We start from the raw sequence: 20289 nt of genomic DNA on the forward strand, positions 1-20289 counted from the left end.
GAACCGTCACCCCAGCGTAGGCTGGGGTCTTTAGCCGCGGAAGACCCCAGCCTACGCTGGGGTGACGGTTTGGGGGCTAGGCGTCGATGCTCGTCCCCAGCGCGGCATGCACCAGCCCGCCGTCGACGGTGATCGTTTCGCCCACCACGTAATCCCCGGCGCGGCTGGCGAGATAGATCGCCGCGCCCGCCATGTCCTCGTCCGTCCCGATCCGCCCGGCGGGAATGCCGCGCGCGATCGCATCGCCATGGTCGCGCGCCGCCTTGTTCATCTCGCTCGGGAACGCCCCCGGCGCGATCGAGGTGACGTTGATCGCATCCTTCACCAGCCGCGCCGCCATCCGCTTGGTGAGATAGATCAGCGCCGATTTCGACGCGTGATAGCTGTAGGTTTCCCACGGGTTGAGCCGCTGTCCGTCGATCGAGGTGATGTTGATCACCTTGGCCGGTCGCCCCGGCGTACCCGCGGCCTTCAACGCGGGATGCAGCGCCTGCGTCAGGAAGAACGGCGATTTGACGTTGAGGTCCATCACCTTGTCCCAGCCGCTCTCCGGAAACTCCTCGAACGGCACGCCCCACGCTGCGCCGGCATTGTTGACGAGGATGTCGAGCCGTTGCTCATGCCCGGCCAGTTGCGCGGCGAGCGCCTTGCAGCCGGCGACGGTGCTGACGTCTTGGGGCAGGGGGATGCAATTCGGTCCGAGTTCCGCGGCGGCATCCTCGCACGCGCCCGCCTTGCGCGACGAGATATAGACCTTCGCCCCCTGCGCGATGAAGCCAGCGGCGATCATCTTGCCGATCCCGCGACTCCCCCCGGTGACGAGCGCGACCTTGCCGTCGAGGCGGAAGAGGGTGGTGGTGTCCATGAATGTCTCCAAATCGTCACCCCAGCGCAGGCTGGGGTCTTGTCGCGATGTGCGATGGCGCATGCGTGGGGGGGGGGGGCAGCCTGCGCTGGGGCAACGGACGTCAGATCACCCGCCGCGCTTCATCGTCTCGCGGGCGATGATGACCTGCTGGATCTGGCTGGTGCCCTCGTAGATGCGGAACAGCCGGACGTCGCGGTACAGCCGTTCGATGCCGTAATCCGCGATGTAGCCGGCGCCGCCGTAGATCTGCACCGCCTTGTCGGCGACGCGTCCCACCATCTCGCTGGCGAAATACTTCGCGGCCGCCGATTCCAGCACGACATCCTCGCCGCGATCCTTGGTAGCCGCGGTTTCCAGCACCATCGCGCGGGCGACCAGCGCTTCGGTCTTCATGTCGGCGATCATGCCCTGGATCAGCTGGTGGTTGGCGATCGGCTGGCCGAACTGGCTGCGACTGCCGGCATAGGCGACGCTGTCCGCGATCAGCCGCTCCGCAACCCCGACGCAGACCGCGCTGATGTGCAGCCGGCCGCGATCGAGCACCCGCATCGCGATCTTGAACCCTTCGCCCTCCGCGCCCAGCCGGTTGGCAGCGGGAACGGGGACGTCGTCGAAATGCACGTCGGCGACCTTCGCGCCCTTCTGCCCCATCTTCTTCTCGGGTTCGCCGATGGTGATGCCGGGCAGGTCCCTGGGTACGAGAAAGGCGGAGACGCCCCGCGCGCCCTTCTCATCGCCGGTGCGGGCCATGACGGTGAACAGCTGCGCCTTGTCGGCATTGGTGATGTAGCGCTTCGTGCCGGACAGCCGATACACGTCGCCGTCCCTCACCGCCCGCGTCTTCACCGACCCGGAATCGCTGCCGACGTCCGGCTCGGTGAGGGCGAAGCTGGTGACGACCTCGCCGCTCGCGATCCGCGGCAGCCAGTCGGCCTTCTGTTCCGCCGTCCCGGCCATGACGAGGCCCTGACTGCCGATGCCGACGTTGGTGCCGAAGCTGGAGCGAAAGGCGGGCGTCGTCCGCCCCATTTCGATCGCGACACGGCATTCCTCGACCATGTTCAGGCCGAGGCCGCCGTATTCCTCCGCGATCGACAGCCCGAACAGGCCCATCTCCTTCATCTCGGCGATGACGGTGTCCGGGATCGCATCGGCAGCCTCGACATCCGCTTCCAGCGGGCGAAGGCGTTCGGCGACGAAGCGCCGGACGGTGTCGATCAACGCGTCGAATGTCTCGGGATCGAGGGCCATGTCGCTTCCAGTGCAATACCCCGTACGGGGCCGGTCATGTCGTCGCCCCTGGGTAGATCGCGCCGCCGGCGCGCGCAAACCCGAAATTCAAATTCGACAGCGTTGACGATGAGGAACACCATACTATCATCGGTGAAAAGGTCAGGAGCCAGGATGCGATTTGCAGGTAAACGCGCGGTCGTCACCGGCGGCGCATCGGGCATCGGGCGCGCGACGGCGCTGAGACTCGCGGACGAGGGCGCGCAGGTGCTGATCGGCGACATCGACCGGGAGGCAGGGGAGGCGTTGGCCGCCCGTTCCGGCGGCGCGATCGCCTTCCATCCCACCGATGTCACCGACGCGGCCCAGATCGAGGCGTTGATGCACGCAGCCGATGCGGGGGGCGGGCTCGACATCGTGTTCAACAACGCCGGCGCCGGCGGCGCGCGCGAGCGGATCGGCGATATCGCGGCGGAGGATTGGGACCGGACGATGGCGCTGCTGCTGCGTTCGGTGGCGCTCGGGATCCGCTTTGCGGCGCCGCTGATCGCCAGGCGGGGCGGCGGCGCGATCGTCAACACCTCATCGGTATCGGCGCTCGGCACCGGTTATGCGCCGACGGCCTATTCGACCGCCAAGGCCGGGGTGCTGCACCTGACGAAGCTGGCCGCGGCCGATCTGGCCGCCGCGCGGATACGCGTCAATGCGGTGGTGCCGGGTTTCATCCTCACCGGCATCTTCACGCGCAACCTCGATCTCGACGCCGACCGGCGTACGCAGGCGGATGCCATGATCGCGCGCAACGCCGCCAGGGCGCAGCCGGTCGCGCGCGCCGGCCGGCCAGAGGATGTCGCCGCCGCCGTCGCCTTCCTGGCCAGCGATGATGCGGCGTTCGTCACGGGCACCCACATACTGGTCGATGGCGGCCTGACATTGGGTACGCGCGCAAGCTGGGATCCAGCCGAATCGTCGTTGCTTTCCGCGCTGGCGGCGATGCGATGAACGGCGCCGGCGCACGCAGCCCGGTCGCGACACCCGCAGCGCGGCGGCTGCCCGGGACAGGCCGACTGACCTATTCCCGGTAGTTCCGCCCGTTCAGGCGAGCGACAGGAACATCGCATCTTCGTCTGGTCGGCGCGCAAACACCGTTCGTCTCTTATGGTTCCCGCGGCCATTGGAGAAAAGAATAACCCCGGCTAGCGACATCCTCGACGAACGGGTTTTGACCGGGGGGTCAGCAAATGACTGTGAAGACGTTGGCGGCGCGCTTTGCGCTGGTGGTTTCGTGCGGCCTGATGACGGCCACACCTGCGATGGCCCAGTTCTGGCAGTGCGCACCTTATGCTCGCGAGATTTCGGGCATCTCCATCCATGGCAACGCCAACACGTGGTGGGGCCAGGCCGCCGGCAAATACGCTCGCGGTCATGCGCCCAAGGTTGGCGCCGTACTCGCCTTCCAGTCCACCCGTCGCATGCGTGTTGGTCACGTCGCGATGGTGTCGCAGGTCGTCAGCGATCGCGAAGTCCTGCTGACCCACGCCAACTGGTCGCGGCCCGGTGCGATCGAACGCAACGTGCGGGCGATCGACGTTTCCGCTGCCGGCGACTGGAGCGAGGTGAAGGTGTGGTACGGACCGCTCGGCGGGCTCGGCACCTCCAGCTACCCGACCAACGGCTTCATCTATTCGGATCATGCGCCGGTGAACGACGCAGCACCGATGGCGGATACCAACGTGATCGCGACCGTCGCGGCGGTGCCCGTCATCCCCACCGCGGGTGAATGAGCTTCAGGCTGGCTTGAAGGTCATCGCCACGCCGTTCATGCAATAACGCTTGCCGGTCGGCTTGGGGCCATCGTCGAACACATGGCCCAGATGTCCGCCGCATTGCCGGCAATGGACCTCTACGCGCTCCATCAGCAACGAACGATCCGTCGTGGTCGCGACCGCATTGGGCAGCGGCGCCCAGAAGCTGGGCCAGCCGGTTCCGCTTTCGAACTTGGTTCTGGACGAGAACAACGGCAGCGCGCAGCCCTTGCAGGCGAAGGTGCCGGTGCGATGCTCTCCGTTGAGCGGGCTGGAATACGGCCGCTCGGTGCTCTCATGGCGCAGCACGCTCCACGCCGCATCGCCCAGCTTCTTGCGCCATTGGGCGTCGCTCATCTGCACGGGATAGCGTTCGGCCGCGGCGGCGGGCGCGCTGCGGCAACCCCACAGGGCGACACCCGCCAGACCGCTGACAGCGAGGGTTAGGAACGAGCGGCGATCGGAAACATGAACCATACGGGGGATATAGGCACCGCCGCCCCCGTCCGCATCCCCGGCGGGCAGATCAGTAGCGGCTGATCTCGACGGGCAACTGGCGATAGCCGTGGACGAAGCAGGCGGCGACGCGGGTCGGTTCGCCGACGACGTTCACGCGCATCCGCCGCTTCGCCAACTCTTCCAGCAGGATACCGATCTGCATCTCGGCAAGACGCGCGCCGACGCAGCGGTGGATACCGTGGCCGAATGCGAGATGCCGCCGCGCGTTGGGCCGATCGACGACGATGGCATCGGCATCGGGCCCGAACACGCTTTCGTCGCGGTTGGCCGACAGATACCAGAGCGCCAGCTTGTCGCCCTCGCGGATGGTCCGTCCCATCAATTCGGTATCGCGGGTCGCCGTCCGCCGCATGTGCGCGAGCGGCGTCTGCCAGCGGATGATCTCCTGCGTCGCGTTGGGGATCAGGGCAGGGTCCGCTTCCAGCTTTGCACGGCTGTCGGGAAACCGGTCGAGGCCATAGGCGAGGGCGGACATCGTATTGCGTGTCGTGTCGTTGCCACCGACGATCAGCAGGATCAGGTTTCCGATGAATTCGAAATGATCCATGTGGCTCATCGCGTCCGAATGGATCATCATGCTGATCAGGTCGGGCGTCTGCGGCTTGCCGACCTTGCCGTTCCAGAGCTGCTGAAAATAAGCACCGCATTCGTACATGTGTCCGAGCCGCTGTTTGCGCAGTTCCTCGTTCTTGATCAGCTCGATATCGCCCGCCCAGTCCGACCAGAAGGTCAGCTTGCGCCGGTCTTCCCACGGAAAGTCGAACAGGATCGCCAGCATCTGCGTGGTCAGTTCGATCGACACCGTATCGACCCAGTCGAAACGGGTATTCCACGGCAGGCCGTCGAGCAGTTCGGCGGTGCGCTGCCGGATGTCGTCGCTCATCCGCGTCATCTCCGACGGCGTGAACGCGGGCGCCACCGTCCGGCGCTGGGCGGTGTGGACCGGCCGGTCGCGTGCGATGAACATCGGCATGCGGACGTCGCGTTCCGGGATGAAATCGGCCAGCGTGATGCCGCCGATCTCCGACGAATAGAGTTCCGGGAGCGATTCGACCTCGACGATCGGCTTGTAGGTCGAGATCGACCAATACGGGCCGTAGTCGCTGTGTTCGCAATAATGGACCGGCGCCTCGGCCCGCAATCGGGCGAACGGCGCCTGCCATCGGTCGTCGCGGTAAAGTTCGGCGCGGCTGACGTCGAGCGGATCCACCTGCACGTCCGCCGGCTGCATCAGGGTCGCCATGATCTCTCTCCTGCTCTTTTGCCGGGAGGAGATACCCAACTGACACCTATGTCAATTGACTACGTCGAAGCGACGACATGCGCGCGGGATGCGCTACCCGCGCGCGCGTTTCCAGAACGGCTTGGCACTGCCCGACTGCAACACGCCGCGACGGAACAGCCGTGCCCCGAGCGTGATAAAGATCGATACCCACAGCAATTGCCACGCGATCGCCGCGATGTGGGGCCACAATTCGGGCGACGTCGCCGCGCGACCGGCCATTGCGAACGGCGAGGAGAGCGGGAACATCTCGGCCAGCGTCGCGATCCAGCTGCCCGGCCGCGCGGTCCCGGCCAGCGCCAGTGCCAGCATGCCCATCTGCAGGACGGATATCGGCAGCGCCAGCATCTGGATTTCGCGCGGCGTCGACGCCTGTGCGCCGACGACGAGGAATGCGGAACCCAGCAACAGATACGCCATCGTGAAATAGGTGACGAACAGCGCGACGAACGCCGGCATGCCGACCGCGGCCTGAATGGCGAGCGCCGATGCCACTTCCGGCGGCAGCAGCGATCCCAGCTTCGCGATGATCGTCCCCCAGAAACAGACGAACAGGATCGCGACGCCGAACATGCCGAGCAGCTTGCCGAGGAACACGCTTTCCAGCGGCACGGCGGCGGCGAGCACCTCGATCACCTTGTTGTTGCGCTCTTCGGCCATCGTGCCGACGACCTGGCTGGCGAGGAACAGGTTGAGCAGGAAGACACCGAAAACGGCGAACGACGCCGACTGGCGGCGATTGCCCATCGACCCGCCCGGCCGTTCCATCGCCGTCTTCACCGCATTCACCTGCGGTACGTTGCCGTTCAGCCGGTCGGCGGCGAGCGTTTCCGCAGCAAGCAGTGCCAGATAGTCCGCGGCGCGGCGGCCGCGCGGGCCATAGAGGACCTGCGGCCTGTCGAGCGAGCCATAGAGCACGGCGGTCGCCTCGTAATCCTTGGCGGCGAATGCGGCCCGCGCCTGCGCGGCGGCATCGCCGGCGGGGCGCAGCGTGGTCAGTCCCGGCGGCGCTTCCTCGCCGCGTCGAAACACGCTGCGCAACCGGGTGTCGGCGGCGGCGATGGTTTCCGCCTGCGCGTCCGGCACGATCGCGACGATCCGCGTCTTGTCGGCCCGCCCGTCCGCGACGCTCGCCGCACCCAGACCGCCGACGGCACCGAACGATCCCATGATGACGGGGGCGAACAGGAACAGCAGGAAGATCGGCGTGAACACCGTGGCGATGAAATCGCGCCGGGCGATGGTCAGCGCCTGACGAACCGTACGGGCGAGGCTCATGCTGCGGTCTCCTGAACGACATCGCCCGCGGCATCGCGACCGACGATCCGGACGAAGGCGTCATGCAGGCTGGGCCGTTCGATCGACAATCCGCCGATGCCGTACCCGCGCTCGATCAGCGTCACCAGCAATCCCTCTATCCCTTCACGCGGCAACTGGAACCGCCAGCCCCCGTTGCCGTCCGGCACGGCGTCATCCGGCAGCACCGTTGCCACCGCGGCATCGGAACGGGTCGGCAGATACCGGACCTGGCTCGGCAGCGTGCCGCGGGCATCGTCCACGGTCCCCTCGAACCGGCGCTTGCCGCCGGCGATGATCGCCAGCCGGTCGCACACGCGCTCGGCATGGGCCATGATATGCGTCGAGAACAGGACGGTCGCACCGCGATCCCGCTCGGCCAGGATCAACGCCTCGAGCTTTTCCTGATTGACCGGGTCCAGCCCGGAGAACGGCTCGTCGAGGACGAGCAGGTCCGGGCGATGCACCACCGATCCCAGCAGCTGGACGAGCTGGGCCATCCCCTTGGACAGCTTCTTGATCTTCTCGTCGATCGCGTGGCCCAGCCCGGCCGCTTCCATCATCTCGGCTGCGCGTGCCCGGCCGGTGCGACGATCCAGCCCGCGCAGGGCACCCATGAAGGCGATCGCATCGCGCGCCTTCATCGACGGATACAGGCCACGTTCCTCCGGCAGGTAACCGACGCGGTCGCTTGCCTCGCGGGGGGAGAAATGGCCCAGGATCGATCGCCGGCCCTCGTCGGGTTCGATGATGCCCAGCAGCGTCCGCAACGTCGTCGTCTTGCCTGCGCCGTTCGGCCCCAGCACGCCGTAGATCGCACCGCGCGGCACCGACAGGTCGACGCCGTCGACTACGCGACGATCGCCGAAACGCTTCACCAGATGTTCGGCGAATACCGCCGCTTGATCGTCCGCCAAAATCGCATCCCGCCCGTATGCCGGGCCGATGACCTCGACCCCCGATCTGTGGTAGCGGCGCGACGTGTTCGAACACAAGCAGCAACCCGGCATCGAGGCGCGCATCAAGGCGAAAGCGGCGGAGCTGGGCTTCGTCGCCTGCGGCATCGCCCGCGCGGACGCCGCGCCGCTGACCGCGCTGCGGTTGCGACAATGGCTGGACGAGGGACGCCACGGCGGCATGATCTGGATGGAGGAGCGGGCGCACCAGCGCGGCTCTCCGGCCGGTCTCTGGCCAGACGTGCGCAGCGTCATCGCGCTCGGCATGAGCTATGCCCCCGCCGCGGACCCGCTGCGGCTGGCGGCGGCGGGCGAGATCGGCCGCATCTCCGTCTACGCACAGGGCGGCGATTATCACGATGTGGTGAAAAAGGCGCTGAAGGCACTCGGCCGCTGGCTGGCGCAAGAGGCGGGGTGCGACCTCAAGGTGTTCGTCGACACCGCGCCGGTGATGGAAAAGCCGCTCAGCGAGGCGGCGGGGCTGGGCTGGCAGGGCAAGCATACCAACCTCGTCAGCCGCGATTCGGGCAGCTGGCTGTTCCTCGGTGCGATCTACACGACGCTCGACCTGACGCCCGACACACCCGGTCGCGACACTTGCGGCTCGTGCGACGCGTGCCAGCGGGCCTGCCCGACCGACGCCTTTCCCGCGCCCTATCGGCTCGATGCGCGGCGTTGCATCTCGTATCTGACGATCGAGCATGCCGGTCCGATCCCGGACGAATTTCGTGCGAGCCTCGGCAACCGCATCTACGGCTGCGACGATTGCCTGAGCGTGTGCCCGTGGAACAAGTTCGCGGCATCGGCAGCGGCGAACATGGCTTTCCATCCGCGCGCCGAGCTGACGGCACCGGCGCTTGCCGACCTGCTGGCGCTCGACGATGCCGGGTTCCGGCAGGTGTTCGCCGGATCGCCGATCAAGCGCATCGGCCGCAATCGCATGGTTCGCAACGCCGCGATCGCTGCGGGGAACAGCGGGTCGCGGGCGTTGCTGCCGGTGCTGGAACGCCTGCGCGACGATGCCGACGCGGTCGTGGCCGAGGCGGCGGCATGGGCGATCGGGCGATTGACCCGGGTCTAGGGCAATCCCGTCCGTCGCGAAGCCGGCATCATTTACCCCCGTCGCGCCGCGTCAGTGCGGCCACGCAGCTTGCGCGATCGATCGTACTGCCATCGAGTTCCCGCGCGTCGACATACGTCACGCGCGGCGTCTCCGACCCCTTGCCGTAAAAATAGGCGTCCAGCACACAAATAGCCCCAACAAACTGGAGCTTGCGGGCGGTGCCTTCGCGGATGTCGGCATCCGGCTGGCCGAACAATTGCGTCAGGCTCGCCGCATCCTGACCGAGCACGCGCTCCAAACCGGCGGTGGTATAGGGGATGACGGCCCGTCCGACTTTCGGCGCGACGACGCCGGGTGCGGCGCATGCACTCACCGTCAGGGTCAGAACGATCGCCGCCAGTGTCTTCACGCGTCGGTTGCCTTTCGCGACGCGTGGAACAGATGCGTCGCCATCGCCGCACCGAGGATCGGCGCAAACAGGTTTAGCAGCGGAACCACGAACAGGCCGGTGCCGGCAAGCCCCAGCACGAAGCGGCGCGCCCGCGTCGCCTTGCGCCAGGCCCGCATCGTCGCATCGTCCATGTGGCGGCTGGCGACGGTCTCGCCCAGATCGCGACCCAGTAGCCATGCGTTGACGAGGAAGAAGGCGATGGCCGGCCCGATCGCGGTAAACAGCAGCGCGATATAAACCGGGATCAGCGCAAGGTTGATCGCGATCGCACGGCCCGCCGAAGCCAGCGCCATGCGACCGGAGCGGGTAAACGCAACCGGCCTCGCCCGGGCATGCGCGACGGGATAATACCGTGCCTCGACCGCGGCGACCACCTCGTCGCCGAACACGCCGATGACGGCGACAGCGACGACGCGGAACAGAAGCCACGCGCCGAGCACGAGCAGGACGATGGCGGCAGCACCGGCCCATCCGCTGCCGGTGTCGCTGCCGACGATCGTATCGAAGGCGGCCTTGAGCGCGACGTAAAGCACACCGCCGATCGCGGCGAAGATCGCGAGTGTCGTCGTAAGGGACTTGGCAAGAATGCGCAGGATTGCGACGTCACCGAGTTGAGCGAACGACAGGGTAAGGGCGCGCAGCATTCGTCCGGCGTGGCAATCGATCCGCATGCCGTCAACCGTCGGTACGTTGCGTGGCGGGCACCGCGTCTCTAGGAGGCGGCATTTGGCAATCTTTCGGAGCGACGATCCCTTGTCCCACCCCAAATATGACGTGGTCGCGATCGGCAATGCCATCGTCGACATCCTCGCGCAGGCCGACGACGCCTTTATCGAATCGATCGGTGTCGCGAAGGGATCGATGCAGCTGATGTTCTCGCCCGAGGACGCCGACGCGCTTTATGCCAAGATGGGTCCGGGACGCGAAGTGTCGGGCGGGTCAGCGGCGAACACCGTGGCCGGAATCGCGGCGCTCGGCGGGCGCACTGCCTTCATAGGGCAGGTCGCCGACGACCAGCTCGGCGAGGTGTTCGCGCACGACATCCGGGCGGCCGGGGTTGCTTTCGACACCGCGGCACGGCCGGGCCAGCCGACGACCGCGCGCTGCCTGATCTTCGTGACGCCGGATGGACAGCGGACGATGAACACCTACCTCGGTGCATCGCAGTTCCTGCCCGAGGCAGCGCTCGACCTGTCGGTCATCGAGGATGCGGCGATCCTGTACCTCGAGGGGTATCTGTGGGACCCCGAGGAACCGCGCGCAGCGATGCGCGCGGCGATCGAGGCGGCGCGAAAGGCGGGGCGCAAGGTGGCCTTCACGTTGTCCGACGTGTTCTGCATCGGTCGCCATGGCGGCGATTTTCGCAGCCTGATCGCCGATGGCCTGATCGACATCCTGTTCGCCAACGAGGGCGAATTGACGGCGCTGGCCGAGACCGACGATTTCGAGGCAGCGGCGGTAAAGCTGTCGGCGCAGGTGCCGACGCTGGTCGTGACGCGCGGCGCATCGGGTGCGTGCGCGATCCAGCACGGTACGCGTGCCGAAGTGGCCGCCGAGCCGATCGAGCGGGTGATCGACACTACCGGCGCGGGCGACCTGTTCGCGGCAGGCTTCCTCCACGGTCAGGCGCAGGGCAAGGGACTGGAACAGTCGCTTCGCCTGGGCGCGATCTGCGCGGCGGAGATCATCAGCCACTTCGGCGCCCGCCCGAACGTCGACATGAAGGCACTTGCAGCTTCCAAGCTGGGCTGACCTACCTTCCCTCTCCCATCGGGAGAGGTAACAAGCCGGCGTTAGCCGGCGAGCGGTGAGGGCAGGAGCGATGCGCTGTCTTTTTACGCGCAGAGGCGCAGAGGTATTTTTGCCTCCCGCGGCATGCGCGCCGTGAGCGCCCTCCTTGCATCTTCGTGTGAAATTACCGTCTTTGGACATGAAAAAAGGGCCGGAGGATCGCTCCACCGGCCCCTTTATTCGTTCACCAAAGCCTCAGTGCAGCGGCTTGGCGATCTCCGGCTGCATCGCGGGATCGTCCACCACGTCGGTGATGCCGCGGCCCACGTAGGACCGGTTGCGGCTGTAACCGAAGTAGATCAGCAGGCCGATCAAGCCCCAGCCCGGCAGGACCAAGATCGCGATCAGCGGCAGCGAGAAGAACAGGTACAGGCAGCCCAGGATCGCGGCCGGCGCGACGAGCCACACCAAGGGGGTGCGGAACGGACGCTTGCGGCCTGGATCGGTCTTGCGCAGTACCAGCACCGAAATCGCCACCATCAGGAAGGCGAACAGCGTCCCCGAATTGGAGTAATCGGCGAGCTTGCCGACCGGCAGGAACGCGGCGGCGAGCGTCGTCGCAATGCCGGTGACGATCGTCACGACATGCGGTGTCCGGTATTTCGGGTGGACCGTGGCCAGCTTAGCCGGAAGCAGGCCGTCGCGCGCCATCGTGAAGAACACGCGGGTCTGGCCGAACATCATCATCAGGACGACGGACGGCAGCGCCAGTGTGGCGGCGAGTCCGATCAGATTGCCGACCTGCACCCAGCCGATCGTGCGCAGCACGTGGGCGAGGGCTTCACGCGAACAGGACAGCGGCTCCAGTGCACCACCGGCGACGATCGCACGGCAGCGGTCGGCGAGTTCCGACGTACCTGGCGACAACAGCGTGCCGGCCGCATCGCGCACCGGCTGTGCGCCGAGCGGCGAACCGATCGCACCCGCTGACACAAGCAGGTAGAAGATGGTGCAGAAGCCCAACGACGCGATCAGACCGATCGGCACGTTGCGCTGCGGGTTCTTGGTTTCTTCTGCCGCGGTAGAGACGGCGTCGAAACCGACATAGGCGAAGAAGATCGAGGCAGCAGCACCGGCGACGCCGGTGAAGCCGGTCGGCATCAGCGGTTCGAAATGGTCGAGGTTCATGACCGGCAGCGACAGCGCGACGAACAGCGTCAGCGCCGCGACCTTGATGCAAACGAGCACCGCGTTGACGCGTGCGCTCTCGGTGGTGCCGATCACCAGCAGCCACGTAACGAGGCCGGAGATGATCACTGCCGGCAGGTTGATATAGCCGCCTGCGGAGGGGCCGTTGACCCATTCCATCGGGACCTCGACCCCGAGTAGATTGCGCAACTGCCCAACCATATAACCCGACCATCCGACGGCGACCGCAGAGGCACCGACCGCATATTCGAGGATCAGCGCCCAGCCGACCATCCAGGCAAGTAACTCGCCCATCACGGCATAGGTGTAGGTATAGGCGGAGCCGGCGACCGGTACCATCGAGGCGAGTTCGGAATAGCAGAGCGCCGCGACCGCACAGACGAAACCGGCGATGATGAACGAGATCATCATGCCCGGCCCGGCCTTTTGCGCGGCTTCGGAGGTGAGGACGAAGATGCCGGTGCCGATGACGGCGCCGACGCCCAGCATGGTGAGCTGGAACGCTCCGAGTGAGCGATGCAGGCCGCGTTTTTCGGCCGTGGCGAGAATGGCGTCGAGTGGTTTGACGCGCCCGAATAGCATTATGATGTATCCCCCCAGATACGGACGGTCCTTGAAGCGCCGCCGCATGGTGAAGCAGCGGATGCTAACCGCAAATGAGGCAGAGGCAATCCCTTATCGTGGGTGAGGGCTGCGGACTGCCCGCATGTGGGGAGTGTTTTCAGCCCGCGAGCATCGGTCCCAGCGGCTTGCCGCCGAACAGGTGGACGTGAAGGTGCGGCACCTCCTGTCCGCCATGTCCGCCGACATTGGCAAGCAGACGATAGCCGGGCATGACGAGTCCGTGTTCACGGGCGACATGGCCGATCGCGCGGATAAAGCCGGCAATCTCCGTATCGGAACCGCGCGCGGTGAAATCATCCCAGGACACATACGATCCACGCGGGATCACCAGAATGTGTATCGGCGCTACGGGCGCGATGTCGTGGAAGGCAACGGCGTAATCATTCTCGTACACCCGCTTCGACGGAATTTCGTCGCGCAGGATCTTAGCGAAGATGTTCTGGTCGTCATACGGCAGAGTGGCGTCGATCGGCATCGGTCGGTTCCTCAGCGGGCGGCTTTTTCGGCGTGACCAGACACGCCCTCGCGGCGGCTCAGTTCGGCGCGGACGTCGTCCAGTCCCAGGCCGGCATCGGCGAGCAGCACCAGCAGGTGAAAGACCAGATCGGCCGCCTCGGATGCGAGCTTGTCCGGTTCGGCGAGGGCGGCGATCACCGTCTCGGTTGCTTCCTCACCCACCTTTTGCGCAATTTTTGCGCGACCTTTGGCGAACAGACTGGCGACGTATGAGCCGTCGGCATCGCCGGCGTCGCGGCGGGCGAGGATGGTGGCTTGCAGGCGATCGAGCGGGTCCATGCCCTCCGCTTGGCGCGGGAGGCGGGGAGGGGTCAATCCTTCTTCTGAAAACGACGGCGCATCGCGCGCCGCACGAGCCAGACGCCGATCGCGGCGACGACGAAAAGCGCGATGTCGGACCATTCGGGGCCGGTCTTGCGATGGACGATGCCGGAATGGCCGCCCGCGACGCTCAGGATGACGATCGCGGTCATGCCGCCAGTGCCGCTTCATCGGACGCGACGAGCCAGTCAAGCGCGGCGTCGGCCGACTCGAAGATGCGCAGATAGGGCTGGGTCATGAAGCGGCGGACCTGCAATCGTGTGATCGCGCTGGTGGTGACGATCGCGATGCGGCTCGCGCGGTGAAACGTACCGAGCCGGCGGTTGATCGCCTGCGCGGCGTCAACCGGCTGGACGCTGGTGGCGCTCATGTCCATGCGCAGGCGATAGCCGGGGGCGAAGCCCTCTTCACGAAAGCGGCGGACCAGTTCGTCGGCATAGGCATCGACGGACGGCTGATCGAACAGGCCGCTCCACCGGATGTCGATGAGGTTGAGGTCGTGGCGAAAAACGATCGAATACATGGTCCAAGCCTATGCCATGCAAGCGTTGTCGAAGCGCTAAACGATCGGCCGGCGCACCGGAATTCCGGCCGCAGCCAGCGCTGCATGCGCATCCGCGACGCTCGCCTCGCCGAAGTGGAAGATAGAGGCGGCGAGCACGGCGCTCGCGTGGCCGTCGCGAATGCCGGCGACCAGATCATCGAGGCCGCCGACGCCGCCGCTCGCCACGACGGGAACGCTGACGCGGTCGGCGATGGCGCGGACGAGTGCGAGGTCGTAGCCGCTGCGCGTGCCGTCGCGATCCATCGAAGTGACGAGCAACTCGCCCGCGCCGAGGTCGGCGAGGTGGACGGCGTGGGCGATCGCGTCGATGCCGGTCGGGCGGCGGCCGCCGTGGGTGAACACCTCCCACCGGTCGCCGACCTTGCGGGCGTCAACCGAGGCGACGCAGCACTGGCTGCCGAAGCGTTCGGCGATGTCGGCGACGACTTCCGGGCGCGCGACGGCGGCGGAATTGACTGCGACCTTGTCCGCGCCGGCGAGGAGGAGCGCGCGGGCGTCGTCGGCGGTGCGTACGCCGCCGCCGACGGTCAGCGGCATGAAGCACACCGCGGCGGTGCGGCGGACGACGTCGAGGATGGTGCCGCGGTCTTCGTGGCTGGCGGTGATATCGAGAAAGCAGAGTTCGTCCGCGCCGGCGGCATCATAGGCGCGCGCCTGCTCGACGGGGTCGCCGGCGTCGCGCAGTTCGACGAAGTTGACGCCCTTGACGACGCGGCCGTTGGCGACGTCGAGGCAGGGGATCACGCGGGCGCGGACGGTCATGCTGCTTGCCTGAAGGATGATTGTTCACGCGAAGACGCGAAGACGCGAAGAGAAGCAGGTTTTGCGCGCGGAGGCGCGGAGGACGCAGAGTCCCTTGTGGCACGCCGACCGCGCCAGCGCTCATTCGTCGATACGCCGCGGAGTGAGGAGGACAGCGTTTCGCGCGATTCCCGACATCTCTGCGTCCTCTGCGCCTCTGCGCGCAAAACCTTCTTCGCGTCTTCGCGTCTTCGCGTGAACATCATTCTGCTGCCGCCCGCGCCACTTCGAGCGCTGCGGAAAGGTCGAGGCGACCGTCGTACAGCGCGCGGCCGGTGATGACGCCTTCGACGCCGTCGCGGACGTGGAGGGCGAGGACGTGGATTTCGGCGATGCCTTTCACGCCGCCGCTGGCGATGACGGGAATCGATACCGATCGGGCTAGGTCGACCGTCGCCTCGACGTTGCAGCCCTTGAGCAGCCCGTCGCGGCCGACGTCGGTGAACAGCAGCGAGGCGACGCCGGCATCCTCGAACCGGCGGGCGAGGTCGACGACGCTGGTGGTCGAGACGTCCGCCCAGCCCTTGGTCGCGACCATGCCGTCGCGAGCGTCGACCGCGACGACGACGCCGCCGGGGAAGTCGCGCGCGGCGGCGCGGACGAACTCCGGGTCCTCCAGTGCGGCGGTGCCGATGACGACGCGCGACACGCCGAGGTCGAACCAGTGTTCGACGCTGGCGCGATTGCGGATGCCGCCGCCGAGCTGGACGTGGCCGGGAAAGCGCTCGACGATCGCGCGGACCGCTTCGCCATTGACCGATTCGCCGGCGAACGCGCCGTCGAGGTCGACGACGTGGAGATGCTGCGCGCCTGCTTCGGCGAACAGCATCGCCTGCGCGGCGGGGTCGTCACCGTAGATGGTGGCGCGGTCCATATCGCCCTCGGCGAGGCGGACCACCTGGCCGTTCTTCAGGTCGATGGCGGGGAAGACGATCAGGGACATGGCGTGCTCTTGCTCCCCACCCTGCAAGGGAGGGGTTGGGGGTGGGTGAAGGCGTGGCGACACTGCCGCCGCAAACGCGATCGGGACCGTATCGCGAGCACGCGACCCACCCCCGGCCCCTCCCTTGCAGGGAGGGGAGCGCTTATGGCCGCCATGCGAGGAATCGCTCCAGCATCGCCAAGCCGTAGCTTTGGCTCTTTTCCGGGTGGAATTGCACGCCGAGCATCGTGTCGCGGGCGATCGCGGCGGTAACGGGGCCGGCGTGGTCGCTGGTCGCGATCACGTCTTCGCCCTCATAGGCGTAGCTGTGCAGGAAATACGCCTCGCCTGCCGGCACCAGCGCATGATCGGACAGCGGCACGACGTCGTTCCAGCCCATGTGCGGGACCTTCGCATCCATGGTACCCGGCTCGAGCCGCCGGACGCGCCCGCGGACCCAGCCGAGCCCGCGATGCTCGCCCATCTCCTCGCCGACATACGCCATCAATTGCATGCCGACGCAGACGCCGAGGAACGGCGCGGCTTCGCGACGGACGCGCTGCTCCATCGCCTCCACCATGCCGGGGACTGCCCGCAACGCATTGGCGCAGGCTCCGAAAGCACCAACACCGGGCAGTACGATGCGATCCGCCTTCACCACCAGATCGGGATCGGCAGTGACGGTCAGATCGGTCGCGCCCGCCGCGCGCAGGGCGTTCTCGACCGAATGGAGGTTGCCCGCGCCGTAATCGATCAGCGCGATCGTCATGACGACAGCAGGTCGGCGAGCGGCGTCGCCGCCATGCTCGCGGTAAAGGCGATGATCTCCGCCGTCGCCAGCCCCTTGGCGACGAACGGATCGTTGGCGATCAGCGCCTCGACCTCAGCCTTGCTGCCGATCGCGATGATGACGCCGCCGGTGCGCGGCTGCTTGCGTCCCGAGGCGAGCAGCAGGCCGTTGGCATAGGCATCCGACAGCCAGTCGACATGCGCGCTCATCGCGGCGTCGATCGCGTCGAGATCAGCGCCATAGGTCAGCGACACTACGCACAGGCTGGTGCCGGGGCGGACGAACGGCTCGCTCACAGCACACCCTTGGTCGAGGGGATCGCGTCGGCCTTGCGCGGGTCGATCTCGACCGCAGTGCGCAGCGCGCGGGCGAGGCCCTTGTACGCCGCCTCAACGATGTGATGGTTGTTGGTGCCGTACAACGTCTCGACGTGCAGCGTGATGCCGGCGGTCTGCGCGAAGCTGTGGAACCAGTGTTCGATCAGCTCGGTGTCCAGCTCGCCCAGCCGCGAGACGGTGAACGCGGTCTTCCACACCAGCCACGGCCGGCCCGAGATATCGAGCGCCACCCGCGTCAGCGTCTCGTCCATCGGGCTGAGCGCGTCGCCGTAGCGGCGGATGCCGCGCTTGTCGCCGAGCGCCTGCGCCACCGCCTGGCCGAGCGCCAGTGCCGAATCCTCGACAGTGTGATGCCCGTCAATGTGGAGGTCGCCGTCCACCTTAAGGTCGATGTCGATCAAGCCGTGGCGGCTGAGCTGTTCGACCATGTGATCGAGGAAGCCGATGCCGGTATTGATCGAATAGACGCCGGTGCCGTCGAGATTGACGGTGACGTCGATCCGCGTTTCGGCGGTTGAGCGGTTGATCGTGGCGATGCGCATGTCGACACGCCCCATACGTGGGTGTTCTGCCACACACAATCTTGACCGGTCCCGCCGATACGCTACCCAAGGGGGATGACCGACGGACTGCCCGATAGCCTGATCCCGTATGACGAGATCGTCCAGGAAGCGCTGCGCGCCGTTGTCGGCCGCGTGCTCGGTTCCGTCGCCGAATCGGGCGGGTTGCCGGGCGAGCATCATTTCTACATCACCTTCAAGACGCAGGCGCCGGGCGTCGACATTCCACAGCGGCTCATCGAGCGCTTCCCGGACGAAATGACGATCGTCATCCAGAATCGCTACTGGGATCTGCTGGTCGACGAGCGGAAGTTTTCGGTGGGGCTGAGCTTCAATCAGGTGCCATCGAAGCTCGTCATCCCCTATTCAGCGATCACCGGCTTCCACGATCCGGCGGTGAATTTCGAACTGCGTTTTCAGGCGACCGAGGACCCCAGCGACGGTCCAGAGCCGCATGACGAGGCCGAGAACGACGGTCCGGCGGTGACGCCGGCAGCGGACGGGTCGAACGTCGTCAGCGTGGACTTCAAACGCAAGAAATGAGTGCGCCCGGCGATCCTGAGGTGGTCGCCGCTCCCACCGAAGCGGATCGCGATGCCATCCTCGCGCCCTTGGTCGCTCACAATGAGACGATGGTCGGGCCTACCGAGCGCCATACCGTCGCCATCGTGCTGCGCGATACGGACGGGACGATCATCGGCGGGCTGTGGGGTACGACCGGGTTTCGCTGGCTTTTCGTCCAGTACCTTGCCGTACCGCCCGCGCTGAAGGGGCAGGGGCGGGGCCGCGCCTTGATGCTTGCGGCTGAAGAGCAGGCACGGCGCTTCGGGTGTATCGGTGTGTGGCTTGATACGTTCAGTTTCCAGGCACGGGGTTTTTACGAGAAGCTGGGCTATCATGTGGTCGGCCGCATCAATGATTTTCCGCCCGGTGAAACAAGGTTCTTCCTCAACAAGCGGATCGACTGACCGGGTTTCGGGTTGATCGCGTCATGACCACTCGCACCGAAACCGATTCGATCGGCCCGATCGAAGTTTCCGCCGACGCGTATTGGGGCGCGCAGACCGAGCGTAGCATCGAAAACTTCCCCTTCGGTCCACGCGAGCGAATGCCGATCGAGATCGTCCACGCACTCGCCATCGTGAAGCACGCGGCTGCGAGGGTGAACCGCCGTCACGGTCTTTCGTCCGAAAAGGCGGACGCGATCGAAGCCGCCGCCTCCGAGATTTCAGCCGGCAAGCTCGACGACCAGTTCCCGCTCGTCATCTGGCAGACCGGCAGCGGCACGCAGTCGAACATGAACGTCAACGAGGTGATCGCCGGCCGCGCCAACGAGATGCTGGGCGGCATCCGGGGCGGCAAGGTGCCGGTCCATCCTAACGACGACGTCAACCGCGGCCAGTCGTCGAACGACAGCTTCCCGAGCGCGCTCCATGTCGCGGCGGCGCTGGCAGTAACGCATCAGCTTTATCCGGCGCTCGATCGCCTGCACGACGCGCTCGCCGCAAAAGCAGAGGAGTGGGACGACCTGGTCAAGATCGGCCGCACACACTTGCAGGATGCGACGCCGTTGACGCTTGGCCAGGAATTCTCCGGGTATGTTCAGCAACTCGCCAACGCGCGTGACCGCATAGAGGGTACGCTGAAGCGCAACATCATGCCGCTCGCGCAGGGGGGGACTGCGGTCGGCACCGGCCTCAATGCGCCGGTGGGCTTCGCCGAAGAGGTAGCCGCAGAGATCACCACGTTGACAGGCCTGCCGTTCGTCACCGCACCGAACAAGTTCGAAGCGCTGGCGTCGAACGACGGCCTTGTCGACATCCACGGCACGCTCAACGTACTGGCGGTCGCGCTGACCAAGATCGCCAACGATATTCGACTGCTCGGTTCGGGGCCGCGCTCCGGCCTGGGTGAACTGGAGTTGCCCGCCAACGAACCGGGCAGTTCGATCATGCCGGGCAAGGTCAATCCAACGCAGGCGGAGATGCTGACGATGGTCGCCGCTCAGGTGATCGGCAACAACGTAGCGGTCACCGTTGGCGGCCTGCAGGGGCATATGGAACTGAACGTGTTCAAACCGTTGATCGGTGCAAACGTGCTCCGTTCGATCGCGCTGCTGTCCGTCGGCATGCAGAGCTTTGCCGAGCGCACCGTGGAGGGGCTGAAGGCGAACCGCGACCGGATCGGCGAACTGGTCGAGAAGTCGTTGATGCTTGTCACCGCGCTCGCGCCGGAGGTCGGCTATGACAATGCCGCGAAGGTCGCAAAGCATGCACACCAGCACGGCCAGACGCTCAAGCAGGCTGGGCTGGCACTGGGACTGATCGACGAGGCAACGTTCGATCGTCTTGTCCGACCGGAGACGATGATTGGGCGTTAAGCCCGAAACGGTCGCGTAACGAGGAACTTCCCTGCAGTTCGAGCGCTTCGATGAGCGAGACG

25 protein-coding genes are annotated in these 20289 nt (G+C 66.4%); 7 read left to right on the forward strand and 18 right to left on the reverse strand.

Going from position 1 to position 20289, the window contains the following annotated elements; all coding sequences use genetic code 11:
* Nucleotides 1-76: 76 nt before the first annotated feature.
* Nucleotides 77-865, reverse strand: coding sequence for an SDR family oxidoreductase (locus tag LRA87_RS04180; RefSeq protein WP_230629492.1), 789 nt, complete (start codon nt 863-865; stop codon nt 77-79).
* A 108-nt stretch (nt 866-973) separates the two neighbouring features.
* Nucleotides 974-2119, reverse strand: a complete 1146-nt coding sequence (locus LRA87_RS04185; protein WP_230629493.1) for an acyl-CoA dehydrogenase family protein — start codon at nt 2117-2119, stop codon at nt 974-976.
* Between the two features lie 153 nt (nt 2120-2272).
* Between LRA87_RS04185 and LRA87_RS04190 the strand changes: the two genes are divergently transcribed.
* Nucleotides 2273-3100 (forward strand): SDR family NAD(P)-dependent oxidoreductase, encoded by an 828-nt coding sequence (locus LRA87_RS04190; RefSeq protein WP_230629494.1) that lies wholly within the window; start codon nt 2273-2275, stop codon nt 3098-3100.
* 239 nt (nt 3101-3339) lie between these two features.
* Nucleotides 3340-3882 carry a CHAP domain-containing protein gene (locus tag LRA87_RS04195; protein WP_230629495.1) on the forward strand — a complete coding sequence of 181 codons (543 nt, stop codon included), beginning with the start codon at nt 3340-3342 and terminating at the stop codon, nt 3880-3882.
* A 3-nt stretch (nt 3883-3885) separates the two neighbouring features.
* Here LRA87_RS04195 and msrB read toward each other — a convergent pair whose 3' ends face one another.
* From msrB to LRA87_RS04215, 4 genes are all read right to left on the reverse strand, one after another.
* Entirely contained in the window at nt 3886-4380 is a 495-nt protein-coding gene (msrB, locus tag LRA87_RS04200; protein WP_230629496.1) for a peptide-methionine (R)-S-oxide reductase MsrB, read from the reverse strand.
* A 49-nt stretch (nt 4381-4429) separates the two neighbouring features.
* Nucleotides 4430-5665 carry a cytochrome P450 gene (locus tag LRA87_RS04205; protein WP_230629497.1) on the reverse strand — a complete coding sequence of 412 codons (1236 nt, stop codon included), beginning with the start codon at nt 5663-5665 and terminating at the stop codon, nt 4430-4432.
* 93 nt (nt 5666-5758) lie between these two features.
* Entirely contained in the window at nt 5759-6982 is a 1224-nt protein-coding gene (locus tag LRA87_RS04210; RefSeq protein WP_230629498.1) for an ABC transporter permease, read from the reverse strand.
* Nucleotides 6979-7920, reverse strand: a complete 942-nt coding sequence (locus LRA87_RS04215; protein WP_443024838.1) for an ABC transporter ATP-binding protein — start codon at nt 7918-7920, stop codon at nt 6979-6981. The genes LRA87_RS04210 and LRA87_RS04215 overlap by 4 nt, the downstream gene beginning before the upstream one ends.
* 61 nt (nt 7921-7981) lie before the next feature.
* On the opposite strand from LRA87_RS04215, the gene queG reads away from it, so the two are divergent.
* The gene (gene queG, locus LRA87_RS04220) at nt 7982-9037 is read left to right on the forward strand and encodes a tRNA epoxyqueuosine(34) reductase QueG (RefSeq protein ID WP_230629500.1); all 1056 of its coding nucleotides are present in this window, start codon (nt 7982-7984) and stop codon (nt 9035-9037) included.
* Between the two features lie 28 nt (nt 9038-9065).
* On the opposite strand, the gene LRA87_RS04225 is transcribed toward queG, so the two are convergent.
* Complete coding sequence (locus LRA87_RS04225) at nt 9066-9428, reverse strand: hypothetical protein (RefSeq protein WP_230629501.1); 363 nt, start codon at nt 9426-9428, stop codon at nt 9066-9068.
* Nucleotides 9425-10114, reverse strand: a complete 690-nt coding sequence (locus tag LRA87_RS04230; protein WP_230629502.1) for an EI24 domain-containing protein — start codon at nt 10112-10114, stop codon at nt 9425-9427. The genes LRA87_RS04225 and LRA87_RS04230 overlap by 4 nt, the downstream gene beginning before the upstream one ends.
* Before the next feature lie 109 nt (nt 10115-10223).
* On the opposite strand from LRA87_RS04230, the gene LRA87_RS04235 reads away from it, so the two are divergent.
* Nucleotides 10224-11222: an adenosine kinase gene (locus tag LRA87_RS04235; protein WP_230629805.1), complete on the forward strand. Its 999-nt coding sequence runs from the start codon at nt 10224-10226 to the stop codon at nt 11220-11222.
* A gap of 234 nt (nt 11223-11456) precedes the next feature.
* Here LRA87_RS04235 and LRA87_RS04240 read toward each other — a convergent pair whose 3' ends face one another.
* From LRA87_RS04240 to hisB, 10 genes are all read right to left on the reverse strand, one after another.
* Complete coding sequence (locus LRA87_RS04240) at nt 11457-12992, reverse strand: amino acid permease (RefSeq protein WP_230629503.1); 1536 nt, start codon at nt 12990-12992, stop codon at nt 11457-11459.
* Nucleotides 12993-13131: 139 nt separating this feature from the next.
* Entirely contained in the window at nt 13132-13509 is a 378-nt protein-coding gene (locus LRA87_RS04245; protein ID WP_230629504.1) for a histidine triad nucleotide-binding protein, read from the reverse strand.
* Nucleotides 13510-13520: 11 nt separating this feature from the next.
* Nucleotides 13521-13829 carry a phosphoribosyl-ATP diphosphatase gene (locus LRA87_RS04250; RefSeq protein ID WP_230629505.1) on the reverse strand — a complete coding sequence of 103 codons (309 nt, stop codon included), beginning with the start codon at nt 13827-13829 and terminating at the stop codon, nt 13521-13523.
* Between the two features lie 32 nt (nt 13830-13861).
* On the reverse strand, nt 13862-14023 hold the full coding sequence (locus LRA87_RS04255; RefSeq protein WP_230629506.1) for a hypothetical protein: 162 nt from the start codon (nt 14021-14023) through the stop codon (nt 13862-13864).
* Nucleotides 14020-14394: an STAS/SEC14 domain-containing protein gene (locus LRA87_RS04260; protein WP_230629507.1), complete on the reverse strand. Its 375-nt coding sequence runs from the start codon at nt 14392-14394 to the stop codon at nt 14020-14022. Before LRA87_RS04260 ends, LRA87_RS04255 begins: the two co-directional genes overlap by 4 nt.
* A 36-nt stretch (nt 14395-14430) precedes the next feature.
* A complete protein-coding gene (gene hisF, locus LRA87_RS04265; RefSeq protein ID WP_230629508.1) occupies nt 14431-15198 on the reverse strand; it encodes an imidazole glycerol phosphate synthase subunit HisF in 768 nt (255 codons plus the stop codon).
* A gap of 241 nt (nt 15199-15439) precedes the next feature.
* A complete protein-coding gene (gene hisA / locus LRA87_RS04270) occupies nt 15440-16180 on the reverse strand; it encodes a 1-(5-phosphoribosyl)-5-[(5-phosphoribosylamino)methylideneamino]imidazole-4-carboxamide isomerase (protein WP_230629509.1) in 741 nt (246 codons plus the stop codon).
* A gap of 142 nt (nt 16181-16322) precedes the next feature.
* Complete coding sequence (gene hisH, locus LRA87_RS04275; protein ID WP_230629510.1) at nt 16323-16928, reverse strand: imidazole glycerol phosphate synthase subunit HisH; 606 nt, start codon at nt 16926-16928, stop codon at nt 16323-16325.
* A complete protein-coding gene (locus tag LRA87_RS04280; protein ID WP_230629511.1) occupies nt 16925-17245 on the reverse strand; it encodes a YciI family protein in 321 nt (106 codons plus the stop codon). The genes hisH and LRA87_RS04280 overlap by 4 nt, the downstream gene beginning before the upstream one ends.
* Nucleotides 17242-17829, reverse strand: coding sequence for an imidazoleglycerol-phosphate dehydratase HisB (hisB, locus tag LRA87_RS04285; RefSeq protein ID WP_230629512.1), 588 nt, complete (start codon nt 17827-17829; stop codon nt 17242-17244). Before hisB ends, LRA87_RS04280 begins: the two co-directional genes overlap by 4 nt.
* A 75-nt stretch (nt 17830-17904) precedes the next feature.
* Between hisB and LRA87_RS04290 the strand changes: the two genes are divergently transcribed.
* Genes LRA87_RS04290 through fumC form a run of 3 tightly spaced genes read left to right on the forward strand, consistent with a single transcriptional unit; the run spans nt 17905 to nt 20227 of the window.
* Entirely contained in the window at nt 17905-18390 is a 486-nt protein-coding gene (locus LRA87_RS04290; RefSeq protein ID WP_230629513.1) for an SspB family protein, read from the forward strand.
* Nucleotides 18387-18815, forward strand: coding sequence for a GNAT family N-acetyltransferase (locus LRA87_RS04295; RefSeq protein WP_230629514.1), 429 nt, complete (start codon nt 18387-18389; stop codon nt 18813-18815). The genes LRA87_RS04290 and LRA87_RS04295 overlap by 4 nt, the downstream gene beginning before the upstream one ends.
* Nucleotides 18816-18838: 23 nt before the next feature.
* Nucleotides 18839-20227, forward strand: coding sequence for a class II fumarate hydratase (gene fumC / locus LRA87_RS04300; protein WP_230629515.1), 1389 nt, complete (start codon nt 18839-18841; stop codon nt 20225-20227).
* Nucleotides 20228-20289 lie beyond the last annotated feature (62 nt).

Origin of the sequence: Sphingomonas sp. Leaf37, from assembly GCF_920939475.1 — a bacterium.
GTDB lineage: Bacteria > Pseudomonadota > Alphaproteobacteria > Sphingomonadales > Sphingomonadaceae > Sphingomonas.

Bases quoted from the DNA above. Each gene is read 5' to 3' on its own strand.
- LRA87_RS04230 (WP_230629502.1), bottom strand. From the start codon at position 10,114: ATGCTGCGCGCCCTTACCCTGTCGTTCGCTCAACTCGGTGACGTCGCA.
- fumC (WP_230629515.1), top strand. From the start codon at position 18,839: ATGACCACTCGCACCGAAACCGATTCGATCGGCCCGATCGAAGTTTCC.
- LRA87_RS04245 (WP_230629504.1), bottom strand. From the start codon at position 13,509: ATGCCGATCGACGCCACTCTGCCGTATGACGACCAGAACATCTTCGCT.
- LRA87_RS04295 (WP_230629514.1), top strand. From the start codon at position 18,387: ATGAGTGCGCCCGGCGATCCTGAGGTGGTCGCCGCTCCCACCGAAGCG.
- LRA87_RS04260 (WP_230629507.1), bottom strand. From the start codon at position 14,394: ATGTATTCGATCGTTTTTCGCCACGACCTCAACCTCATCGACATCCGG.
- hisA (WP_230629509.1), bottom strand. From the start codon at position 16,180: ATGTCCCTGATCGTCTTCCCCGCCATCGACCTGAAGAACGGCCAGGTG.
- LRA87_RS04205 (WP_230629497.1), bottom strand. From the start codon at position 5,665: ATGGCGACCCTGATGCAGCCGGCGGACGTGCAGGTGGATCCGCTCGAC.
- LRA87_RS04185 (WP_230629493.1), bottom strand. From the start codon at position 2,119: ATGGCCCTCGATCCCGAGACATTCGACGCGTTGATCGACACCGTCCGG.
- LRA87_RS04190 (WP_230629494.1), top strand. From the start codon at position 2,273: ATGCGATTTGCAGGTAAACGCGCGGTCGTCACCGGCGGCGCATCGGGC.
- LRA87_RS04195 (WP_230629495.1), top strand. From the start codon at position 3,340: ATGACTGTGAAGACGTTGGCGGCGCGCTTTGCGCTGGTGGTTTCGTGC.
- LRA87_RS04250 (WP_230629505.1), bottom strand. From the start codon at position 13,829: ATGGACCCGCTCGATCGCCTGCAAGCCACCATCCTCGCCCGCCGCGAC.
- LRA87_RS04255 (WP_230629506.1), bottom strand. From the start codon at position 14,023: ATGACCGCGATCGTCATCCTGAGCGTCGCGGGCGGCCATTCCGGCATC.
- LRA87_RS04240 (WP_230629503.1), bottom strand. From the start codon at position 12,992: ATGCTATTCGGGCGCGTCAAACCACTCGACGCCATTCTCGCCACGGCC.
- LRA87_RS04290 (WP_230629513.1), top strand. From the start codon at position 17,905: ATGACCGACGGACTGCCCGATAGCCTGATCCCGTATGACGAGATCGTC.
- LRA87_RS04180 (WP_230629492.1), bottom strand. From the start codon at position 865: ATGGACACCACCACCCTCTTCCGCCTCGACGGCAAGGTCGCGCTCGTC.
- hisF (WP_230629508.1), bottom strand. From the start codon at position 15,198: ATGACCGTCCGCGCCCGCGTGATCCCCTGCCTCGACGTCGCCAACGGC.
- hisB (WP_230629512.1), bottom strand. From the start codon at position 17,829: ATGCGCATCGCCACGATCAACCGCTCAACCGCCGAAACGCGGATCGAC.
- LRA87_RS04210 (WP_230629498.1), bottom strand. From the start codon at position 6,982: ATGAGCCTCGCCCGTACGGTTCGTCAGGCGCTGACCATCGCCCGGCGC.
- hisH (WP_230629510.1), bottom strand. From the start codon at position 16,928: ATGACGATCGCGCTGATCGATTACGGCGCGGGCAACCTCCATTCGGTC.
- msrB (WP_230629496.1), bottom strand. From the start codon at position 4,380: ATGGTTCATGTTTCCGATCGCCGCTCGTTCCTAACCCTCGCTGTCAGC.